The sequence below is a fragment of the Paenibacillus antibioticophila genome, assembly GCF_000455265.1.
Classification (GTDB): domain Bacteria; phylum Bacillota; class Bacilli; order Paenibacillales; family Paenibacillaceae; genus Fontibacillus; species Fontibacillus antibioticophila.
In genome coordinates, this window is sequence record NZ_HG005142.1 from 209281 (window position 1) to 230083 (window position 20803).

Genomic DNA, 20803 nt, shown 5'->3' on the forward strand with positions numbered 1-20803 from the left:
GGGATCAAAGAAAGATCACATGTCCTTGGTCCGCTTGCTCCACGGGCGAATCGGATCCAACCCGCCGGAGATGTCCATAATATTGCCTGTTATAAAGTCCGAATCCACGTCACACAGGAAGGCAATGACTCTCGCTATATCCTCGCCGCTTCCAGTTCGTCCAAGCGGTGTATCGCCATCTGAAATTTCACGGGCTTCCGAGATCAGAATCTCCTTGTTCCTTCCCCGGATATCGCCCGGACAGACCATGTTAACTGTAATGCCATTGGAGGCTTCCTCTACTGCCAATGTCTTGGTGAACGAGACCAGGCCCGTCTTCGCTGCGGCATAGACCGCACGGTACGGCCAAGCTCGCGATTCAGCCGCATGACCAAAGCCAAAGTGAATAATTCTTCCCCAGCCTTTGCTGCGCATGCCCGGCAGAATCAGATGATCAAGCAGTATGGTGCCTACCAGGTTCCCGTCAATCATTGCCAAAATATCCGCATCCGTATAATCCGCGAACATCTTCCGCTCCCGAATGAACGGTCCTGCATTGTTGACAAGAATATCTACCGTTCCCAGCTGCCTCTGAACTTCATCCGCCAAGCCCGCTATATCCTCACGTTTGGAGATATCGGCTTGCACGGCGATGCATTTTACACCTTTCGCTTCGATGGAGGAGCGGAGGAGCAATGCATCAGATTCACTATGTACATAATTCAGCGCAACATGGCAGCCTTGCTCCGCCAGCGTCAATGCGGTTCTTTTTCCCAGTCCCTTGGCACTTCCGGTGATAAGTGCAACCTTCCCCTGCATGTCCTTCCTCCCTTGATTTGAGATCGCCAAGCACTGTATTAAGTATAAAAGATTTACGGCATCGGGACAAACCAAGCATCAAAAAAATCCCGCTGCCCAATTTCGGACAACGGGATTGTAGCATACGGGGCCGGCTTAGAATACCGGAACCAGCGCACCTTTGTAAGTATCGTTAATGAAGGTTCTGACCTCTTCGCTTGTGAGCGCTTTGGCCAGCTTCTGGATCGCCTCGGAGTCCTTGTTGTCCGGACGGGATACCAGCAGGTTGGTGTACGGTGAATCCTTATCTTCAATGAACAGCGCATCTGTCGTCGGATTCAATCCGGCTTCAAGCGCATAGTTCGTGTTGATCAAGGCCAGGTCCACTTCTTCAAGCTGACGCGGAAGAATAGCTGCCTCCACTTCAATGAACGTGAGGTTCTTCGGATTTTCAGTAATATCCTTCTTGGTTGCTGTGATACCTGCTGCTTCGTCGAGCTTGATCAAGCCTTGCTTCTCAAGCAACAACAGAGCGCGGCCGCCATTGGTAGCATCATTCGGAATCGCTACTCTTGCGCCATCCTTCAGCTCATCAATCGATGTCAGCGTCTTGGAATAAGCACCAAACGGCTCAACGTGCACGCCGATTACAGGAACTAGATCAAAGCCGTTTTGGGCGTTTTGATCATCCAGGTAAGGCTGATGCTGGAAGTAGTTCGCATCAAGCTGCTGCTCATATACTTGAACGTTAGGCTGTACATAATCTGAGAATTCACGGACTTCCAGCTCCACGCCTTCTTCTTTCAGAGCAGGGGCAATAAATTTAAGAATGTCTGCATGAGGTACTGTTGCTCCAACAACCAGCTTTACAGGCTCTGCAGTATCAGTTGCCGGTTCAGTTTTATTGGTCGACGTATTTTCGCCAGCCGATGTGTTGTTGCCAGCCGCCGAATTGTTGGTGCTGTTGTTACCGCAAGCAGCCAGAACAAGCACCAGTGCAAGCGTCAAGATTGAAAATGTCCATTTCTTCATAATAGGTAACCCTCCCAGTGTTTTTTGAATAAGGATTTTAATGAGGTTGTTCAAAAAGTCATCTTTTGAACTCACTCTATATATGTTTTGATTCCTTATTTCCGTGTGAAATAAATGACCAGCCGGTCGCCCAGCATTTGCAGCACCTGCACCAGAACGACCATAAAAAATACGGAGATAATCATAACTTCCGTTTCGTACCGATAATAACCATATCGGATCGCTAGATCGCCAAGACCGCCGCCGCCAATCATGCCCGACATGGCCGTATAGGATACGAGTGTGACCGCCGTAATCGTCATGCCTGCGATTAACCCTGGCAGAGACTCCGGCAGCAGCACCTTGCGGACGACTTGAGCCGTTGACGCCCCCATCGCATAGGATGCCTCGATGACTCCGCGATCCACCTCCCGCAGTGCCGTCTCAACCAGACGGGCAAAGAACGGAGCTGCCCCGATTACGAGCGGCGGTATCGTGCCTTCCACCCCGGAGGATACGCCCATAATCATCCGGGTAAACGGGATCAAGGCTATGATCAGAATGATAAACGGTACAGATCGCACAATATTTACAATGAAGGACAGAACCCGATAGATCCAGATGAGTACAGGTGCATTAGACTTTGAAAAAATATAGAGTAAAATCCCCAACGGCAGCCCGATCAGGAAAGTGAACAAGGTGGAAAAGCCCATCATTTGAAGGGTATCTCCGGAGGCAGTCGCCATTTCCGACCAATCAATCTTTGAAAAATCCAGCTGATCCATTATCCGATCACCTCCACATCAAGCTCCCGTTCCTTAAGGAGCGCAAGAGTCTGTTCCACTTGCCCGCTATCCCCTTCGAAGGAAACGGTCAGTTTGCCGTAGGGGACATCCTTGATCGTGGAGATCGTACCTTGAAGGATTGCAAAATGAACGCCGGTCTCTCTGACCACTTGTGACAGTACCGATTCATAGGTTTTCGCGCCAAGGAAAGTAATCCGCACCAGCTTGGCCCAGGTCGGCCGGGGAACGGAAGCGGCTAAGCGAAGCCCTTCTTCCCCTTCCGCTCCGGAGGCATCGCGGTTGATGAACTCGCGGGTGACCGTGTGCTGCGGCTTAAGGAACACTTCCGTAACCGGTCCTTCCTCTACAATGCCGCCTTCATGAATGACTGCAACCCGATCACAGATGCTCTGAATAACATGCATCTCATGGGTGATCAGCAGGATGGTCAGCCCAAAACGTTTGTTAATGTCTAGCAGCAGCTTCAAGATGGAATCCGTCGTCTGCGGATCTAGCGCCGAAGTCGCTTCATCACAGAGCAGTACATCAGGATCGCTTGCCAACGCACGGGCAATGCCCACCCGTTGCTTCTGACCGCCCGATAACTGGGCCGGATACTTGCTGCGGTGATCCTCCAGGCCGACGAGCGAGAGAAGCTCATCCACCTTCTTGCGGATCTGATTCTTCGGTGTTCCGATCAGGGTAAGCGGAAAAGCCACATTATCATATACCGTTGCCGAGGATAACAGATTAAAGTGCTGGAAGATCATCCCGATTTTCCGGCGCTGCTGCTGCAGCTCTCTTTTACCCAGGCCGGTAAGCTCGATACCTCCAACCCAGACCTCTCCTTCGCTCGGCCGCTCCAGTAGATTGATGCAGCGGATCAAGGTACTCTTCCCGGCCCCCGAATGTCCGATAACTCCGAATATTTCACCCTTCTCTACCTTCAGGTTCAATCCGGATAGTGCGGTTGTCCGCTTCTTTTTATTACCGTAAATCTTCGTTATTTGCTTAAGTTCAATCAAACCGCGCACCTCCAGGGATCCCGCTATCTCATAGCATGTCCCAATCCTACAGGATAAAAATAAAAAAAGAGAGCTCCACAGATTCAGAGGGCTCTCTTTACGTAAAGACAATGCCTTCTCATCTGCCAAAACCTGCATTAAGGTTTTGAAGGATTTAGCACCATGGCATTTGCGGCTGCACAGCGGGAGAACCCGTCTATTCAGACTCAAATCGGTTGCTGGGCTTCATCGGGCCTTTCCCTCCGCCACTCTCGATAAGAAATATGAAGTTAACTGATCAATTTACTATGAATTAGACTTGAAACTTAATTTTGAGTATAGGGTCTTTTCCATCGTATGTCAAAGGAAAAATTTTTATTTTCGGGAAAGCTTCTTCCAGCGCTGATTTGTGTATGTAAACACCGCCCTTAAGGTTTCTGTCACCATGTGAAGTCCCTGCTCCAAATCCCGCAAATATTCGTCCAGATCCTCCAGCTTGATCTTGCCTTGAAGCGCTTGATTCCGCTGCCACAAATCATCCTTCAGTTCAGAATTCATATAATGAATTTCCATATTCCGCCGCCCCCGCAATACCCGAAGCGCATCCTTGTACTGGTCCTTAATCTTCTCCAGCTCTCTGGCCAAATCCAAATGAGTCTTCTTATAATTGAATTGACGCAGCACGGTAAAATAAGAAAAGTGCTCCTTCACCTTGGAGGTCTCCAGGTCAAACAGTTCATTCAATACGGTCCCGAGCTTGTCCAAGGTCGCGAAGACCCGGATAAAGCCATCCTTGTAGAAAAATACATGCCGTGCATAATCACCGCGCTCTGCGGGATCCATATCATCCACGGAAGCATTCGTGACTTTTCCCCTGAAAAAGGCCGATGCAAACAGGCACTGCTCCAGCTCATCCAGCGAGGTAATCAGACCGAGCACCCAGATTTCCAGCTTACGAAAATCGTGAGTCGGATCTTTGGAAATCTCCATCTCTTTCCGCAGAAGCCTGGCGGTGCCTGCCATTGCATCGATCGTCTCTCCAAGCAAGCCTTCATTCTTTCTGGGCGGCTCGCCCAGTAAAGTTCGCAGCATATAGGTTCCTCCGGTATCATCAAAATTGACTCGTTCCATTCATTCAGGAAAGGTACCTTTATCACTGCCCGAAAAGGCCTTTCCTCATTCTGATTCTGTAGTTAAGCTTCCCGACGGGAATTGGCAGCTTCGGACTCTACAGAAGAAATGGAAGTGCCCTCCAGCTTCTTACCGCTTCCCGACCGACTCAACTGCCAGGTTCTTACACTCAAATAACAGAGCACGCCGAACAGTCCTGCAATCGCAAGCATGTGGGAAAGTGAGGCAAACAGATACACCTCCAGGTTATCCAACGTAAGCACGATGAAGGCGCCGGTCAGCACCTGAATTGCGGTCAACGCTGTCGCCGCCACACCCAGGAGTCGGATCTCCCGGTTCCCAGGATGGCGCCAAAAGGCCCAATGCCCTAGCAGGGCCATCAGTATAAAAAGCAGCGCCGCAGCTACTCGATGGAAAAAGGCAATCCCCACTCCGCCGGAGAGCTCGGGTATGAACTCGCCATTACAGAGCGGCCATCCGCTGCAGCCTCCGGCAGAATCAGTGTGGCTGACATAAGCCCCGATATATACAACGATATAAGTGTATACGGTTGCAAACCAGGTCAAATTGCGGAAGCCTTTGGTCACCGTGTAAGCTCCCTTTGACGGAGCCTCCTGCTGTTGCCTTTCTTCCTGACGGATGCCTAGGGCAAGCATCACCGAGCTGGCGAAGGCAATTAAGGAGAAGCCGAAATGCAGGGCCATCACCGCTGAGGAAGACGGGCTTTTGACAGCCATAGCCCCCATAAATGCTTGAACCATAACAAAGATCAGAGCAAGCCCCGCGTAACCGACCAGGTCGCGGCGCATCTTCCGGTAGACGCGGAAGGCAATGTAAGCCCCAAGCGCCAGCAGCCCGGCAGCTCCGCTGACCGCCCGATGGGAGTACTCAATGATGGAAGCGACAGTGTGCGCGGGAACGAACTTCCCGTTGCAGAGCGGAAAGTCTGTTCCGCAGCCAAGTCCGGACTCCGTCTTCGTAACGACAGTGCCTCCAAGCGTAGCAAGAAACATAATCAAAACGGAAGCATAACTGAGCCATTTTAGCTGCTTCGTATTCAATAAAATCACCCATTTCATCCGGAAAGGAGTATGTATTCGGTCTGGAAAATAGGACACAATTACAACCATTATAACCGATCAGCTATTCATCTTCATAGGTTTCTGCAACAAAATGTTCACAAATAGTAAAAGACCGGATTAATGATTGTGCGTTCTGGGGGTAACGTGTGAAGCTTGCTTTCGATCGCTGTTGCGTTACATCCTGCGAGAGCACAGCTACAGCCAATATAAAACCAACCAATGATTTTGCCGCGTGCCGGAGGGCAACGTGTGAAGTATGCTTACGATCGCTGTTGTTCACGGATTCCTTTGATTGAGTAAAATCTGAAATGGTAGGGAATCCACTCGCAAAGGCGAACACTCCGTTTCTTCAGCACACTTCACACTTATGCCCTTTCTACGCAGGCTCGTTAGTTCGGCATTATAGTGCTGAAATGCACTATAGTAGCTCACACACGGCCCTTCATGCGGTAGCCAAAGCACTCCGATTCATTATAGGCTCGTCATCCGGCTATACTGTGCCGGATGGAGCTGATGCACTGCAGTCTTCACTGAAGCGTGACCAGAATGAGGCTGATTAGGTAGGACGAGTGAAGTTCGAAGCAAGACTGGAATGGCCAGTCTGATTATCCTGTTTGTGCGCATAGGCGACAAGCGTATTGCAATGCAGCTTAGGCATATTCATGTGCAAGCTGCATTGCAGTTGAAGCCAATAAGCGCGATAGTTAGGGCAAGAGTGTGAAATGAATCTGAAAAAGCGAAGCGGTCGCCTTTGTGAGCGGATTTCCCCCTTGTCAGAACTTAGTCCAATCATGGAAATCCGCGAACAACAGCGATTGTAGGATCATTTCACACGACTGCCCTTTCTACGTGCCTAGTTGCGGTTCAACCTGCTAACTGCTATTGCACAGTAAACAGTAACTGCGCATCATTGTATCTTCAGGGGGGCAGGTGCATGGACAACTACCCGCACAAGGACTATCCCCCAGCAAATTCTGCAAAATAGCAACAGAGTACGTATACGCACCTCACATCAGCATCATGCAGATCTCAACCTGCTCAAAGCTCCAACGTACGGTGCTTCACAGCATGACGTCGGTTGGCAGACACTATGCATATACGGATCACACGCATCCAGTGAAAAAAGTTACCTTAAATTCAGTGGAAATAATAGAAATGCGGATATAGTGAAATTTTTGTACTTAAAGTTGACTAAAACAAGGGTTTGGCTAGTTACTGGCGATCTAAGGTAAGTTTTTTCACTACATGTGGATTCGAGCGCCGAATGAAGAATTTAAGGTAAGTAATTTCACTGGAGCGTGATCGGAATGAGGCTGGGCAAGTGGAGAAAGTTAATTTCGGTGCAAAACTGGGAGGTCTGTGGGACAAGCGAAGCTTTCACTTTAAAACCGGAGCATCGTGAGTCGGAGGCGCAACTAAATGCACGGCAGGTCATTGACGTCGTGCATAAGCATTCGCGCAGCTTCCATTCGTGTTTAATCCCAAGGCTGGACGTATCCTGCTTGTATGCCGCAGGGAGGTAAGGTAATAGCAGTTGAACTGCAATTGCGAAGTAATCAGGGCATAAGTGTGAAGGCAAAAGCTTTCTGTAAGAAAGCTACTTCGGAAGCATAGAGCGTGAGCGTTCGCCTTTGTGAGCGGATTTCTTCATTATGAGAATTTAGTCCAATCATGGAAATCCGCGAACAACAGCGATCGTAGCAACTCTTCACACGTTGCCCCTCAACTCGCCCCTCCGATGATGTTTAACTGTCTTCTGCTATTGCACATTTTGCTACTATTGCACACTTTCCTGCAAAAGCGGCAGCACAAAAAAGGCTGGGCGAAAACCTTAAGTTCTCTCTCCCAGCCTTTTTTGCAAGCTTATTGGACAGTCACTTCACGCATCGTGTCCGCTAACTATTCTTTAGCGCGTCCGCCGTATCATGCAAGGTATGATACACATCCAGCGCTTTCCCTACAAAATCTTCAATCTCCTCGCGGGATTTGCGAAGCTTGTTCACAAAGCGAACCAGCTCCCGGCCGTCCGCATAGGCGACAAAGCTCGGGATTCCCATAATGCCTTGCTCCTGGCTGACATCGCCAACCTTGTCGACATCGACCTCAATAAAGGTGAGGCGGTCCTTGTACTTCTCCTCCACCTCTGGCATGAATGGATCGATATATTTGCAATCTCCGCACCAGTCTGCCTTAAACACCGCAATGATCAGATTGCTTGATTGAATGCTAACCTGGAATTCTGCTGCATTTTGTACCTGCTTCATCCCTATCCACCCTTTCACTTATGAGGATTACGATCTTCTAATTTCTAGTCAACCAAAGTCAAACCCGGAAGTCAAATCGGCAGCCCGCTCCCCGACTTATTCAGAAGCCTTGGAGCGCGGTCTGCCCTGAAGCCGCATAAGCGGCCCAAATACCTTGCGAAGCGGTGCAGGATAGCTCGACAGCTCATCCCGTTTGACGACTCGCAGTGCAATCAGCAGCACAAAATAGAATACAACCACGACAAGGCCGACGATGCCGCAAGTGATCAGGAACGCAAGACGGTCGGGCAGCAGCGGAAGCAGCATATTGTTCGAAGCCGTGTTCAAGGCATATCCCCCCGCGCCAAGCGCGGCGCAGGACGCCAGGAATCCAATCCAGCGGCTGCCAAGAATCGAAAACGGGACAATACGCTTCATCGTCAATACATTCAGCACCGTAATGACAAGAAAGCCCAGCCCGGTCGCCGTGATAATCCCGTATATCCCCCATACAGGGGCCAGGATATAGTTGGCCGCCAGCTTGACGCCGATCCCGATCGCTACGTGAACCATCGAGCGGTTCGCCTTGCTAATTCCAAGCAGGATCGAATTGCTCGTCATCATGGTAATCTGGAAAATGGTCATGACGGTCAGCAGCCCGACTATGGCACTGCCCTCTCTTGTACTAAAGAGCAATCCGTTCACAGAATAAGCCGCTGCTCCGAGTGCAAGAATAATAGGTGCTCCCGTCAGGATCGAGACTCTCATTGCCAGCGTCACCTGACGCGTCAAATGCTCCGAGTCCCCTTTGGCATAAGCGGCCGAGATGATCGGTACCAGAGATTGGCTAAGTGCAATCGCCAGGATAGGCGGAATACCTGCGATCATTTGAGCCCGATTGGTCAAAATCCCCAGGATATTCTCTGCTTCTAACGAGCCAACTTGTCCGCTAAGCAGCGGCTTTACGAGTGAACCATCAATGAAATTGACTGCAGGCACGGCCAGTGCCGTCAGCACGATCGGAATAGACAGCTTGAAAATATCGGCATAAATTTTACCGTATGATATCCGGGATTTCTCGGTTGGAGTCGATCCCGGCTTCCGGGCCGTGATCCGGTCTTTGCGTCTAACCCGGGTGCTGTAGGTGATCATAACGATCAGCGCCGCCACACCGCCAAGCACGGCGCCAAAGGTTGCCCCTGCGGCCACCTTTTCCTCGGAATAACCCCAATAGTAGAACAGGAATGCCAGGCCAATACCTGTGGCAACCCGGACAATCTGCTCAATGACCTGGGAGACCCCGCCGGCAATCATAATATTCCGTCCCTGCAGATAGCCGCGGATCATGGCGATCAACGGAAAGAGCAGCAAGGCCGGAGCCAGCGCCCGAATCGCTATCGCTGATTCCGGAACCTGCGCACGCGCTGCATAATAAGGAGCCAGAACATAGAGCAAGGCGAACATAATAACCCCGGCCACAACCGCAAAGATCAATGCAGCCTGATACACCCTGCGCGCCTCTTCCGGCCGGTTCAGCGCATGCCGCTCGGAGACCATCTTGCTTAATGTGCTGGGGATGCCCGCCGTTGCGAGTGTCAGCAGCATAAAATAAGCGGCATTAGCCTGGCCATAAGCAGCATTCCCCGTCACCCCGAGAATATGCTCCAGAGGCACCCGCTGGAATAACCCCAGCACTCTTGCAATAAGCGCCGCTCCGGCAAGAATTAAGGTACCTTGGATGAATGATTCCTTTTTTTCCTGATTGGACACGAAATAATTCCTTCCTTCTCTCTAGAACAAGACGATCCAGATGATAAAAATAATGATCATGGCAAGCTGCAGAATAATCTTGACGACCATGCTGCTAAATAACCCCACGACCGAGCCGACCCCGACCTTGAAGGCTTTTTCCAGCGATTCTCCCCTGAACAGCTCACCAAGCATGGCGCCAATCAACGGACCCAGCACCAGACCGAACGCGGGGATCACGAACGGACCTACGATAATGCCGATGGTACTGAGCCAGACGGACAGCTTGCTGCCGCCGAACTTTTTCACGCCCCAGGCTCCGACCGCATAATCCGCGATCAGCAGCACCACGACGATTAACGTCTGAAGCGTCCAGAAAAACCAGCCGAAGGATTCAAACGAGAAGAACCATCCATACACAAAGAAAGCAAAATAAACAGCCACCACACCCGGCAATACCGGATATACCGTTCCCGCCATCCCGACGACAAACAACAGGATGACCAGGAGCCAACCCACAATTTCCAACATGAACGGCTCACTCCTTCGGTAAAATATAATCTCTGATGATCCACGCAATTCCATCATCATTATTGGATGCAGTCACCACGTCAGCGTTTTCCTGTACCGCAAGCTGTGCATTGCCCATGGCTACGCCAAGACCAGCCGCTTGAATCGCTGCCAGATCATTCAGGCTGTCTCCAACAGCAACCGTCTCCGACATTTGAATGCCAAGCAGCTCGCATACCGTTCGGATCCCGCTCGCTTTATTCACACCAGCCGGATTAATCTCCAGATTGTAAGGCGATGAATTCGTAATTTCCAAGCCGCCCATAGTCTGCAGCTCCATCATAAGCTTATGGCGAATATCGTCATCCTCGGTGTGATAGCCGAATTTGACCCATTGATTCACGTCCAGCAGAGCCGGATCCCAATTTTTCTCATTGTAGCTTCCTTCTACAGAATAAGCCCAGAACCATACGCCATAACGCTGGGCAAGACCGTGCATCCGGGCAATAACCGCCTTATCCAGCAAATCCCGGTGATACAATTCATAAGGAGATCTCCAGATTTCGCTGCCGTTCGCAGTAATCATCGGCGTGTTAAGCCCCAGTTTTTCTCCAAATGGCACCGCCTCGTCAAATCCTCTTCCCGTTGATAGACAAACATGGACTCCGGCCTGCATAGCCTTGCGAATCCACCGCTCTGTCTCCGGAGAAATATCATGCTGATCCGTCAATAAGGTTCCATCCATATCCAAGGCAAGTAATTTATATTTAAGTTCCATTTTATGTGCCCTCCTATCCCAAGCCATAACGCCATTTTATCACAACCCGGTGACTAGCACTAGGCAAGACGGTCGGTCAAGTCCCTGGCATTGGTCATAGGATTCCATATTCTTCCTCCACGCAAAAAAGCAGTCAGAAGACCTGGGGATGTGAATCCCCGCGATCTTGGCTGACTGCATTCCCTGTTTTATTGATCGGCTCAGCTTTGAAAATCTTTATGCCTGAGCCATCCCCGTCCCGGCCTTCAAACGGCGGCGCTTCAAGTAACGTGCCGCAAGACCGTGCAGCGGTGAGAAGATAAAGGCAAGCACAAACAAAATCCCTGCCACACTAATCATGGCTCCTGCGATAGAAGCATCCAGCCATTTAGCCAGGTAATAACCTCCTGCCGAGCTCAGAATACCGATCAGCACACTGTACAGCAGCATCCGGCTAAGCCGGTCTGTCAGCAAGTACGCTGTCGATGCCGGTACGATCAGCATCCCGACAACCAGTATCGCGCCTACACTTTCAAAGGAGGCAACCGTAGCTACCGATACCATTCCCATCAACAGGTAGTGGAACAGCACCACGGGAATGCCGACGGCAGCTGCCAATGCAGGATCGAAGGCACACAGCTTGAACTGCTTGTAGAACAACCCGATCAGGGCAAGCACCAGCAGAAGGGTTCCTCCCAGCATCCAGACAGCGGCAGGCCCCATATCGTATCCGTTCAAAATCCATGTATCCCAAGGAACATAGGCAATCTCTCCGAATAACACGCAGTCGAGATCCAGATCGATATGAGAGGCATTCAGACTGATCAGGATCACACCGATCGCAAACAGCGCTGTAAAGACGATCCCGATAGACGCATCCGATTGAAGTCCGCTTTGCTGAAGCATTTGAATGAGAAATACGGTAATCAGGCCCAGCACCGCAGCACCTGCAAGCATCAGCACGGAATCCCGGGAGCCGCTGATCAGGAAAGCAATCGCAATCCCCGGCAGAACCGAGTGACTGATCGCATCGCCGACCATCGCCATTTTTCTCAAGACGAGAAAGCAGCCAAGCACCCCGCATGTCGCGGCCACAAGCGAACCGGTTAGAATAATCCAGAAATCCATCATGAGTCTGCACTCCTTTCCCCGGCATATCTTCTGGAAGCTGCTGCTCCCAAGCCGGGCTCAGCTGTTCCAGCCCATTGTCTGACTGCTGCGCGCTGACGGCTGCGTCTCATCAGTTTGGCGACAAGCCCTCGATTGGGTGCAAAAAGAGCAGAAACCGTAAATAGCAACGTTGCTGCCAGCACGGTTACAGGGCCGGTAGGCAGATTCGACAGTGTTCCGCTGATCATCGTCCCTACCGCTCCGGACAAACCGCCAAACACCCCGGCAAATACCACCATAACTCCTAATCTGTCCGTCCAGTAACGTGCGGCAACTGCCGGTGTAATAAGCAGTGCGGCAACAAGCACAACGCCCACCGCCTGAATGCCGATCACCACCGCAATAACTGTCATAAGCAGGAGCAACTGCTCCAGAAACGCCGTCTTCATCCCCATTCCCCGGGCAAACCCCGGGTCGAAGCTGACCAGCTTGAATTCCTTGAAGAGCAGCGCACAGATCAGGATGAGCACCAGCGATACCGCTCCTACCAAATAGACATCCGACAGCATCATGGATGCGGCCTGCCCGAACATATATTTATCAAGTCCGCTCTGGTTACCGTTCCCGCTATGCTGAATCTTGGTCATGAGGACAACGCCGATACCGAAGAACACGGACAGCACAATCCCCAGAGCCGCATCCTGTTTGATTCTTGAAAACCGGGTTATGGCATGAATTCCGAAGGTGGCCAGAGCGCCCGAGATAATAGCACCCAGAATGAACAGCCCCATGGATTTCACACCGCTTAGCATAAAGGCGATACAAATCCCCGGCAGAGCGGCATGGGCAAGCGCGTCGCCCAACAGGCTCTGCTTGCGAAGATAAGCGAAGGAGCCGATCACTCCGCTCCCCAGCCCCAGCAGCAGCGAGCCCATAAGTATCCATTGCAGATTCGGATCTGCGAACCAGCTTGTGAAGGAGGATAGCATACCGTTACACCTGCCCTGCTGAAGCGGAAGCAGAAAAGTCCTGCAAAATCGCAATACGTCCGCCATAGGTTTTCTGTAGGTTATCCGGCGTGAAGACTTCCTGTGTCGGTCCTTCAGCTACCAATCCGCCATTAAGCAGAAGCACATGGTCAAAATACTGCTCAACCGTCGCCAGGTCATGATGAACAACCAGGACGGTCTTCCCTTGCTCCTTCAGCTCTTGCAACAAAGCCACAATCGCCTTCTCGGTGGTAGCATCCACGCCCGCAAAGGGCTCATCCATAAAATATAAATCTGCTGTTTGAGCCAAAGCTCTCGCTAAAAACACCCGCTGCTGCTGTCCGCCCGACAATTGGCTGATCTGTCTTCCCGCCAGCTCGGACATGCCCACCTTGGTCAAGCACTCCAGTGCAAGATTACGCTCAGCTGCACCCGGACGGCGGAACCAGCCCAGATGTCCATAGCGGCCCATCATGACCACATCGAGCGCATGCGTCGGAAAATCCCAGTCGACCGATTCCCGCTGCGGTACATAACCCACTCTCTTACGCTGTTCATGGTAAGCACCGCCAAATATTTTCACATCGCCATCCACAACCGGGATGAGACCTAGCATCGCCTTAAGTAAGGTTGACTTCCCTGCTCCGTTTGGTCCCAGTACTCCAATCAGCTTGCCGGATGGGATCTTGAACGATACGGAATTGAGCACCGGCTTTTTCTGATAAGCGACGGTTAACCGTTCCACTTCCAACGGATATGTCGTCATTCTAATCTCCTTCTTCCTTGAGCTATATAAGTTGAACTACTGAATTTTACGTTCTGGGGGCAACGTGTGAAGTGTTCTTACGATCGCTGTTGTTCGCGGATTTCTCTTAATTTAACTAAGATATTATACGGTATAAATCCACTCACAAAGGCGAACGCTTACGAGCGTATGCTCCCGAAGCAGCTTTCTTGCAGAAAGCTTTCACTTCAGCACACTCCGCACTTATGCCCTTTCTCCGCAGCTTTATAATTCAACTTATATATTAGCTCCTTCTGTTTTATTTTAACGCTTGAACAATTGTGTCAGTATTATGCCGGACCATCTTGATATAAGTATCCGCATCGGAACCCGGCTCGCCCATGGAGTCCGAATACAATTCTCCGCCAATAATAACTTGGTGCCCCATTTCCTCCGCCCCTGCAATGACCGCTTCCATCGACTTGGTCGGAATGCTTGATTCGACGAAGACCGCCTTAATCTGATTCTCCACCAGATAGTCCCGAAGCTTGGCGACATCCTTGGAGCCGTATTCCGCAGCCGTACTGATGCCCTGGAGGCCCATTACTTTGATATCATAGGCATCTCCGTAATACCCGAATGCATCATGAGCGGTAACGAGCACCCGTCCCTCCTCAGGAATGGAAGCAATTTTGGTTCTTACCTCTTTATCCAGTTCGTCAAGTTGACTAATGTATGCCTCCGCATTCTGCCGATAGATATCGGCGTGATCCGGATCATATTCAATCAGCGTATCCCGCACCGTCTCGGCAGCCGAGATCCAGTTGCGAACATTGAACCAGATATGCGGATCATATTCGGTTCCTCCCGTATCCGCCCCGGACCGCAGCTTTGAAGGATCCAGATTTTTCGAGACCGCAACCGTCGGCCTGCTCCGCTCCAGCTTCTCAAAGATTTCTGTCATTTTGCCTTCCAGATGAAGCCCGTTGTAGAACACGAGCTCTGCTTGATCAAGCTTTGCCATGTCTCCTTGCGAGGCTTTATAAAGGTGAGGGTCTACGCCCGGCCGCATTAACCCGGTAACATGCACCTCTTCGCCGCCAACCTCCTGAACTACGTCGCTGATCATTCCTGTCGTCGTCACCACTTCAATCGGATTCTCATCCCCTGACCGTTGCCTGCTCTCGGGATTCACCTCAACCTGGGAACAACCGACGATCAATATAAACGCAAGAACACTTAGAGTCATCTTAGCCCGTTGAAACGGGCTTTTTTTGATTGTTGTCTGATTCATGTTAAACCTCCTCTAAAAATCAATTGATTGTTGTACGAGTAAACACTTGTTTCCTCTATCATTAAATTATAGCTTCGGACAATAATGTTTCCCTAGTGCAAATTTTATAACTTTGCAAATAAAAAAGCAAGAGGAAAATTCCCCTTGCTTGGCCATGCTCACTTTATGCAGTTCAATTACTGTCCATCGGAGGTTGTGGTATCCGCCTCATTATTTTTCACTGAGTTTTTCTTTGGTACCCCGTCCAGACCATATTCCTGATCATAAGCATCAAAGATTTTGCGTGCGACAGGCGCGGCGCTGGAGCCTCCGAAGCCGCCTTCCGGAATAATGACAGCTACGGCAAGCTTTGGATTCTCACGGGGAGCAAACGCTATAAATACGCCGTTATCCCGGTTAGCCCCTTTCCCCCATTGCTCCGAGGTACCCGTCTTCCGTGCAAAGTCATAAGGAAAGCCCGAGAACGCCGAGGACACATTTGTAGACATGCCCTTGATCACTTCGTCCCAATAGGCTTTCTTGAAATCCACTTCATTCAAGACTGTCGGCTGGAACTCCTTAACGATATTGCCTTGTTCATCTGTAATTTTACTTACTAAATGCGGCTCCATTCGCTTGCCGCGAGTAGCAAGCGTCGTGGCATACTGAGCCAGTTGCATGGCAGTATACCCGCCTTTTTGGCCAAAAGAGGCATATACCAAGTTGGAAAGGTTCGTCTCGGACTCTTCAAAATAACCAAGCTTCCCAAGGAATTCATTAGGCAAGTCAACTCCTGTTGAAACACCAAGTCCAAACTGCTTCATATAATTATCCCAAACAGTAGGGCCCTCCGCATAATATTTATAATACAGTTTCTCCCCAACCATATCGACCATGAACGCATTGGATGAGACACGGATTGCCTCAGCTGGTTTGATATTTCCGTAGACGTGTCCCTGGGAGTTGCGGACCCTTGCTGAATCATTTTTACCGAAGTAGGCCACACCGCGGTCCGGATAAGTAGTGTTGGTCGTGAACAAATTTTCATTCAAGCCTATCAATACTGACAATGGTTTAACAGTCGATCCAAGCAGGACGGCAGAATCGAAATCATGACCCGAACGGCCGGAACTGATCGGGGTTATTGTCCCGTTCTGGTAGTTCGTCATAATCTTGCTCCAATCATCATTGGAGATGCTTCCATTCTGCCATAAGTTCGTATCGTAATCTGGCATACTTGCCATAGCCACAATATTTCCTGTATCCACTTCCATAGCTACAGCGTAACCCGTCTTAGCATTAGGGTGCGTTTTACCGGACACAGGGTTTTTGTGCACCCAATCGATCTGGTCAAGGATGGCTTGCTCCGTAATCATCTGAATATTTTTATTGATCGTTGTATGCAGGTCATATCCCTTAACCGGGGCGGTGACCTCCGGGATTCCAGTCGCCATATTTCTTGGGTCGATGGGCACGCTCTTGAAGCCGTTCTTTCCACGAAGCTCCTCCTGGTAATAGAGCTCCAATCCATCGTAACCTACGAGTTCTGATTCTGTATATTGGAGCGCCGGATCGGTCTCCGTTTGCTCGCGGATATCCTTATAATACTTAAAATCCGAACTATCCGTCGTCGACGCGCTAGAGAATTTCTTCAGATAACCGATCGTCTGAACGGCGACCGTATCCGGATCATAGTGGCGAATACTCTCCTCCACGATTTCGATTCCAGCGAACTGGTCCTTTCGCTCCAGGAAATAGGCCATTTCCTCTTTGGTTAAGCCAACCTTGATTCGCCGGGGAGTAAAGCCGTTATTCTGACGATAATCAAGGTCCATGGCCTTGATGATATCTTCCAGTGTCATGGGATCTTGCTCGGGATCCCCGTACTTATCGAAGACCTCCTTCAATTCGCTCGCCAGCGCCAGCGCTTCGTGACGGTTCCCCTTGCCGCGATCTGTGCTTTGGCTGTAGTCCTTCTGCAGGGTAATATACAGAGACTGGACAGGCGTCGAGTAGGCAAGCGCTTCGCCCCCCGCAGCCAGAATACTGCCCCGAATCGGAGTCATCGGAACGGCTCTTACCCGCATATCGCTCTCCTGCTGCGACAGACTAGGCCCCTCAACAAATTGCAGAATGGCCAGCCGGACAATGATGACCGTAAAAATAGCAAACGCGCTGAAGAAAAATAAATTCAGCCTGATATTAAAGTGGCGCTGCATTGCCGCTTCTTGCTCGCGCGGATCATCTTTATAGACACTTTTCATTACCTGTTCTCCCCATTGCTCTTAATCCTCAAAAAACTGCAACAACTCTATATTAGCATAACGAATGGCAGCCTGACGAAGTTACAGCCTGCCTCGAATTTTTATACCGCTTTGTCAGGGATATGTGTCTCCGCAAAGGCCGGAGGATCAAACCAATCCCCGCTCCCTGCCCAAGTAGAATCCAGTGGAATCCAACGGCTCTCTTCCGACAAATACACTTCATTCCAGGCATGAGGCCCATAACCGCCCCGTCCGTCATATCCCAGTCCGGTTACGACGCGAACATCCAGGTCCTGCGACCTCGCCATGACCGCATAAAGCCGGGAATAATCAATACATACGCCAAGCTTGGTATCAAAGGTCATTTGCGGAGTCTGTTCCCGCCAATTGCCATTCTCTTCGTAATCTTTTACCTTATCGTAATCATAACTGACCTGGGAGCCAATCCAATCATACAGTCTTCTAGCCTTCTCTTTATCTGTAGAGGCGCCTTTGGTGACTAAGGCAGCCGTATTCCCGATAGACGAAGGAATGTCAGCATCAATCACTTCATACCTGCGCTGTAGAATTCCGTTCAGTTCGGCTTCCACACTGCGCGTGAATACAGGCAATTTCTCTTTGATCAGGTTGCCGGTAAGCGGCTCTATGACACTGCGCGCGCCCTGCTGATACACAGGCGATGACTCGACATACCGGCTGAACCCGCTCTCCGGGTTGAGCGTGACCACGATAAACAATACCGCAATGACGGTCAGACAGCGCGCACCGCCGATCATTCCGCCCAAGACGGCCCCAGCAAGCCGGCTTAGCAGAGAGGAAGGGCGTTCTCCTCGAACCATCATCCGTCCAAGGAATGAGCTTCCCCCCAGCAAAAATGCAGCGGCCAGGCCAAGAAGGGTGCGCAGCAGCCAGTAGCCGAGCAGAAATACCACCGCGAACCGCATAAGCGGATAATCTGCCACCGCCGTGAGCAAGGTGTAGTAAACCTGTTCAAAGCCGGACAGCTCGCGCTGGGGCGGCTTCACTCCCGAGAGCCAGGTTTGAACCATAGGCGACAGCCAAAGCGTCAGCGGAATGGATGCAAGCAGACTTAAAGCCGTAAGCACACCGCCGCTAACCAATGATACCAGTCGTCCCGCCGAACGGGAAGCCCCACGGAACAATCCTTGGATCACCGAAAGAATCATAATGCCTAACAGCAGCAAGCTGATCAGATTTAGATTTTCCAGACTTAACCCTTCCAAATTCGGTCCCTCCATCCTTCCACCTCCTCTGGTTGTCTATTCCATCATCCAAGTTGGCAGTAGACCGCAGGCTGGTGATTTACTTGGAATTGCGCGTTGCCTCCTGGATGAAGGCTTCCAGTGTATCGTTCATTGACCATTCGCCCAAAGGCACTCCATGAAAGGAAACCTTCACCTTATCAGCGCCCGGGCTTCCTGTAACCTCCAGGTTAGGGGTAGTAATCGTAAAGGTTCCGTCCCCATTACTCGTCATCTTGGCCTCGCCGGCCTCATCCTTCAGCATATTCAACGCTTCATTTTTACTGATTGTTACAGCCTGATCCTTAACGGCGGTCACAGCTTCTCCAATGTCCTTAAGCTCAATTCCGCTGTAAATAATCACGAAGGCGGCGATCACCAGCACAAGCGCCCACTTTACAACCGTCTTCACAAAATTCAGGACGACAAACAGCACGACCAAGGCCACTACAATGACCAGCCAGTTCGCCTTCAGAAATTCAACCCATACATCTACATTCAAGTTCAGACCTAAATCCATTCTTCCACACTCCCGAATCTCAATATCATTATTTCTCCGCGCTTCTGGATGTCCTTTTCATTATACATGATGGCCCTGCTCAGTGACAGTTTAACCATGGATTGTAATAAGTTCGTCCGATGAAACGTACAAGTAGTAGCATAACACTCTTTTATAAGGAGGCTGCCCCATTTGAAAATGGCATTCTGGCTCTATTTCTTCTTGTTCCTCGCGTTCTTTGATTTACATGCCCAATATCCGATACTGACCCCGTTCGCATTGACCCTGGGAGCTACCCCGGCTTTTATCGGCTGGATGATGGGCATATACGCCCTTACGCATCTGCCGGGAAATCTGCTTGCAGGGCAAGGGGTAGACCGCCATGGGAGCCGCCGATACATGATCTTCAGCCTGATCAGCGCAGGCATTATTTTGCTGCTGCAAGCCCATGTCACCGAGCCATGGCAGCTTCTGGCCCTGCGCTCTGTCAGCGGATTCGTGCTGGCCTTTCTCGCCCCGGCCTGTCTTGCCATGCTTGCCTCTTTATCCAGCGATCCGATTCGCCAGGGAAAATTCATGGCCGGTCATGGCGTCGTCCATACCCTTGCCTCCGTGGTATCTCCCGCAGCCGGCGCCTTTTTGGTTGCGCAGACAAGTTATTCCTTCACGTTCCAATCGCTCGGGTGGCTGCTGATCGCAACAGGCATCCTGGCGATATTTACAATTCGCGAGCCGCAAGGAGCTGCATCCAAGCTCACGCTTCAAGAGACCGCGAAGACGACGGTCAAGCTGAACATCATTCCCTTGCGCTTTTATATTCTTCCTCTTGCCGTATCCTGCTCTCAAGGCATCCTGTACTTCGAGCTTCCTTTCCAGGCAGGCGGAGCATCCGGTATTGTAAATACCGGGGTTTACTTCTCCATTATCAGTCTGGGTGCTCTTGCAACCCTGTCTATGCTCTTTCTAAGTCATTATTCCCCTTATGTCCGGGCGGCATTGGGCATCCTGGGCATAGCTCTCTCGTTCTTTGCGATGGCTGCTCTGGATTTTGTGCCTTTGCAAGTATCACTCTTCATACTAGGAATGGCAAAAGGCGTGACCTTCCCTGCGATCGCATCTATGTTCATTGATCTGAGCGGAGGAAAAAGGCTAGGAACCGTATTCTCCTTGCAATCCATCTCCATGTCCATCGGCTCGTTCATCGGGCCGATTGCCGGAGGAATGCTGCACGGCAAGATTACCTCTCCTTATTTCGCCGCTTTTCTGATCCTTATGGTCGCGCTCCTTCTCATCCCGCCGAGAACAAGCAAGCTGAAGTCCAATACAATACCTCCTGTTACAACTTAGTGTCATTGCACGCTCATTAGTTCAGCTTCCACGGATGACCAATATAATTTCGCCATTTAGGCATTGGTACAATACCGAGACTCACGCCCCACATAGTATATCGTGTAGTAAACACCGACCGATTTGAAAGTGGGGTGAAACTATGGGCGGTATTGATCCTTGCGGACCAGGTCCAGTAGTTCCTAATTGGACATCTACAGGCGCTATCCTCGTACTTTACATTTTGCTGGTAATAATTTTGCGCTCCCCGTTCTTTATCTGCTAACAGCAATGAGAGCTGCGGTCT

General features: G+C 50.6%; 19 protein-coding genes and 1 riboswitch. Of the genes, 2 read left to right on the forward strand and 17 right to left on the reverse strand.

Annotation, left to right across the window (positions count from 1 at the left end):
- Positions 1–15: 15 nt before the first annotated feature.
- The 17 genes from TX85_RS21380 to TX85_RS21460 all read right to left on the reverse strand — a co-directional run bounded on the left by TX85_RS21380 (position 16) and on the right by TX85_RS21460 (position 19191).
- Positions 16–798: an SDR family oxidoreductase gene (locus tag TX85_RS21380; RefSeq protein WP_044481904.1), complete on the reverse strand. Its 783-nt coding sequence runs from the start codon at positions 796–798 to the stop codon at positions 16–18.
- Between the two features lie 135 nt (positions 799–933).
- The gene (locus TX85_RS21385; RefSeq protein WP_044481905.1) at positions 934–1809 is read right to left on the reverse strand and encodes a MetQ/NlpA family ABC transporter substrate-binding protein; all 876 of its coding nucleotides are present in this window, start codon (positions 1807–1809) and stop codon (positions 934–936) included.
- A 95-nt stretch (positions 1810–1904) separates the two neighbouring features.
- The gene (locus TX85_RS21390; RefSeq protein ID WP_044481906.1) at positions 1905–2573 is read right to left on the reverse strand and encodes a methionine ABC transporter permease; all 669 of its coding nucleotides are present in this window, start codon (positions 2571–2573) and stop codon (positions 1905–1907) included.
- A complete protein-coding gene (locus TX85_RS21395; RefSeq protein ID WP_044481907.1) occupies positions 2573–3598 on the reverse strand; it encodes a methionine ABC transporter ATP-binding protein in 1026 nt (341 codons plus the stop codon). Before TX85_RS21395 ends, TX85_RS21390 begins: the two co-directional genes overlap by 1 nt.
- Positions 3599–3713: 115 nt before the next feature.
- Positions 3714–3859, reverse strand: a riboswitch (SAM riboswitch).
- 93 nt (positions 3860–3952) lie between these two features.
- Positions 3953–4669 carry a Cthe_2314 family HEPN domain-containing protein gene (locus TX85_RS21400; protein WP_044481908.1) on the reverse strand — a complete coding sequence of 239 codons (717 nt, stop codon included), beginning with the start codon at positions 4667–4669 and terminating at the stop codon, positions 3953–3955.
- 101 nt (positions 4670–4770) lie between these two features.
- Positions 4771–5769 carry a COX15/CtaA family protein gene (locus TX85_RS21405; protein ID WP_044482159.1) on the reverse strand — a complete coding sequence of 333 codons (999 nt, stop codon included), beginning with the start codon at positions 5767–5769 and terminating at the stop codon, positions 4771–4773.
- Between the two features lie 1916 nt (positions 5770–7685).
- Positions 7686–8054: a thioredoxin family protein gene (locus tag TX85_RS21410; protein WP_044481909.1), complete on the reverse strand. Its 369-nt coding sequence runs from the start codon at positions 8052–8054 to the stop codon at positions 7686–7688.
- Between the two features lie 96 nt (positions 8055–8150).
- A complete protein-coding gene (locus TX85_RS21415) occupies positions 8151–9803 on the reverse strand; it encodes a putative polysaccharide biosynthesis protein (protein WP_044481910.1) in 1653 nt (550 codons plus the stop codon).
- Positions 9804–9824: 21 nt separating this feature from the next.
- Positions 9825–10310 (reverse strand): DUF456 domain-containing protein, encoded by a 486-nt coding sequence (locus TX85_RS21420; RefSeq protein ID WP_044482160.1) that lies wholly within the window; start codon positions 10308–10310, stop codon positions 9825–9827.
- A 10-nt stretch (positions 10311–10320) separates the two neighbouring features.
- The gene (locus tag TX85_RS21425; RefSeq protein WP_044481911.1) at positions 10321–11070 is read right to left on the reverse strand and encodes a Cof-type HAD-IIB family hydrolase; all 750 of its coding nucleotides are present in this window, start codon (positions 11068–11070) and stop codon (positions 10321–10323) included.
- A gap of 216 nt (positions 11071–11286) precedes the next feature.
- Complete coding sequence (locus TX85_RS21430) at positions 11287–12180, reverse strand: metal ABC transporter permease (RefSeq protein ID WP_044481912.1); 894 nt, start codon at positions 12178–12180, stop codon at positions 11287–11289.
- The gene (locus TX85_RS21435; RefSeq protein ID WP_081671840.1) at positions 12177–13148 is read right to left on the reverse strand and encodes a metal ABC transporter permease; all 972 of its coding nucleotides are present in this window, start codon (positions 13146–13148) and stop codon (positions 12177–12179) included. The genes TX85_RS21430 and TX85_RS21435 overlap by 4 nt, the downstream gene beginning before the upstream one ends.
- A gap of 4 nt (positions 13149–13152) precedes the next feature.
- Entirely contained in the window at positions 13153–13914 is a 762-nt protein-coding gene (locus TX85_RS21440) for a metal ABC transporter ATP-binding protein (protein WP_044481913.1), read from the reverse strand.
- Positions 13915–14191: 277 nt separating this feature from the next.
- Entirely contained in the window at positions 14192–15166 is a 975-nt protein-coding gene (locus tag TX85_RS21445) for a metal ABC transporter solute-binding protein, Zn/Mn family (RefSeq protein ID WP_044481914.1), read from the reverse strand.
- Between the two features lie 176 nt (positions 15167–15342).
- A complete protein-coding gene (locus TX85_RS21450) occupies positions 15343–17409 on the reverse strand; it encodes a peptidoglycan D,D-transpeptidase FtsI family protein (protein WP_044481915.1) in 2067 nt (688 codons plus the stop codon).
- A gap of 101 nt (positions 17410–17510) precedes the next feature.
- A complete protein-coding gene (locus TX85_RS21455) occupies positions 17511–18668 on the reverse strand; it encodes a transglutaminase domain-containing protein (protein WP_044481916.1) in 1158 nt (385 codons plus the stop codon).
- Between the two features lie 64 nt (positions 18669–18732).
- A complete protein-coding gene (locus TX85_RS21460; RefSeq protein WP_233500820.1) occupies positions 18733–19191 on the reverse strand; it encodes a hypothetical protein in 459 nt (152 codons plus the stop codon).
- A 171-nt stretch (positions 19192–19362) separates the two neighbouring features.
- Between TX85_RS21460 and TX85_RS21465 the strand changes: the two genes are divergently transcribed.
- Entirely contained in the window at positions 19363–20517 is a 1155-nt protein-coding gene (locus TX85_RS21465) for an MFS transporter (protein ID WP_044481917.1), read from the forward strand.
- A 142-nt stretch (positions 20518–20659) separates the two neighbouring features.
- Positions 20660–20782 (forward strand): sporulation protein YjcZ, encoded by a 123-nt coding sequence (locus TX85_RS27770; protein ID WP_101781209.1) that lies wholly within the window; start codon positions 20660–20662, stop codon positions 20780–20782.
- Positions 20783–20803: the final 21 nt, after the last annotated feature.

What these genes read in the sequence shown, in the direction of transcription:
- TX85_RS27770 (WP_101781209.1), top strand. Translation starts at nt 20,660, where the DNA reads ATGGGCGGTATTGATCCTTGCGGACCAGGTCCAGTAGTTCCTAATTGG.
- TX85_RS21435 (WP_081671840.1), bottom strand. Translation starts at nt 13,148, where the DNA reads ATGCTATCCTCCTTCACAAGCTGGTTCGCAGATCCGAATCTGCAATGG.
- TX85_RS21385 (WP_044481905.1), bottom strand. Translation starts at nt 1,809, where the DNA reads ATGAAGAAATGGACATTTTCAATCTTGACGCTTGCACTGGTGCTTGTT.
- TX85_RS21440 (WP_044481913.1), bottom strand. Translation starts at nt 13,914, where the DNA reads ATGACGACATATCCGTTGGAAGTGGAACGGTTAACCGTCGCTTATCAG.
- TX85_RS21425 (WP_044481911.1), bottom strand. Translation starts at nt 11,070, where the DNA reads ATGGAACTTAAATATAAATTACTTGCCTTGGATATGGATGGAACCTTA.
- TX85_RS21445 (WP_044481914.1), bottom strand. Translation starts at nt 15,166, where the DNA reads ATGAATCAGACAACAATCAAAAAAAGCCCGTTTCAACGGGCTAAGATG.
- TX85_RS21460 (WP_233500820.1), bottom strand. Translation starts at nt 19,191, where the DNA reads ATGGATTTAGGTCTGAACTTGAATGTAGATGTATGGGTTGAATTTCTG.
- TX85_RS21410 (WP_044481909.1), bottom strand. Translation starts at nt 8,054, where the DNA reads ATGAAGCAGGTACAAAATGCAGCAGAATTCCAGGTTAGCATTCAATCA.
- TX85_RS21430 (WP_044481912.1), bottom strand. Translation starts at nt 12,180, where the DNA reads ATGATGGATTTCTGGATTATTCTAACCGGTTCGCTTGTGGCCGCGACA.
- TX85_RS21390 (WP_044481906.1), bottom strand. Translation starts at nt 2,573, where the DNA reads ATGGATCAGCTGGATTTTTCAAAGATTGATTGGTCGGAAATGGCGACT.
- TX85_RS21450 (WP_044481915.1), bottom strand. Translation starts at nt 17,409, where the DNA reads ATGAAAAGTGTCTATAAAGATGATCCGCGCGAGCAAGAAGCGGCAATG.
- TX85_RS21400 (WP_044481908.1), bottom strand. Translation starts at nt 4,669, where the DNA reads ATGCTGCGAACTTTACTGGGCGAGCCGCCCAGAAAGAATGAAGGCTTG.
- TX85_RS21380 (WP_044481904.1), bottom strand. Translation starts at nt 798, where the DNA reads ATGCAGGGGAAGGTTGCACTTATCACCGGAAGTGCCAAGGGACTGGGA.
- TX85_RS21455 (WP_044481916.1), bottom strand. Translation starts at nt 18,668, where the DNA reads ATGGAGGGACCGAATTTGGAAGGGTTAAGTCTGGAAAATCTAAATCTG.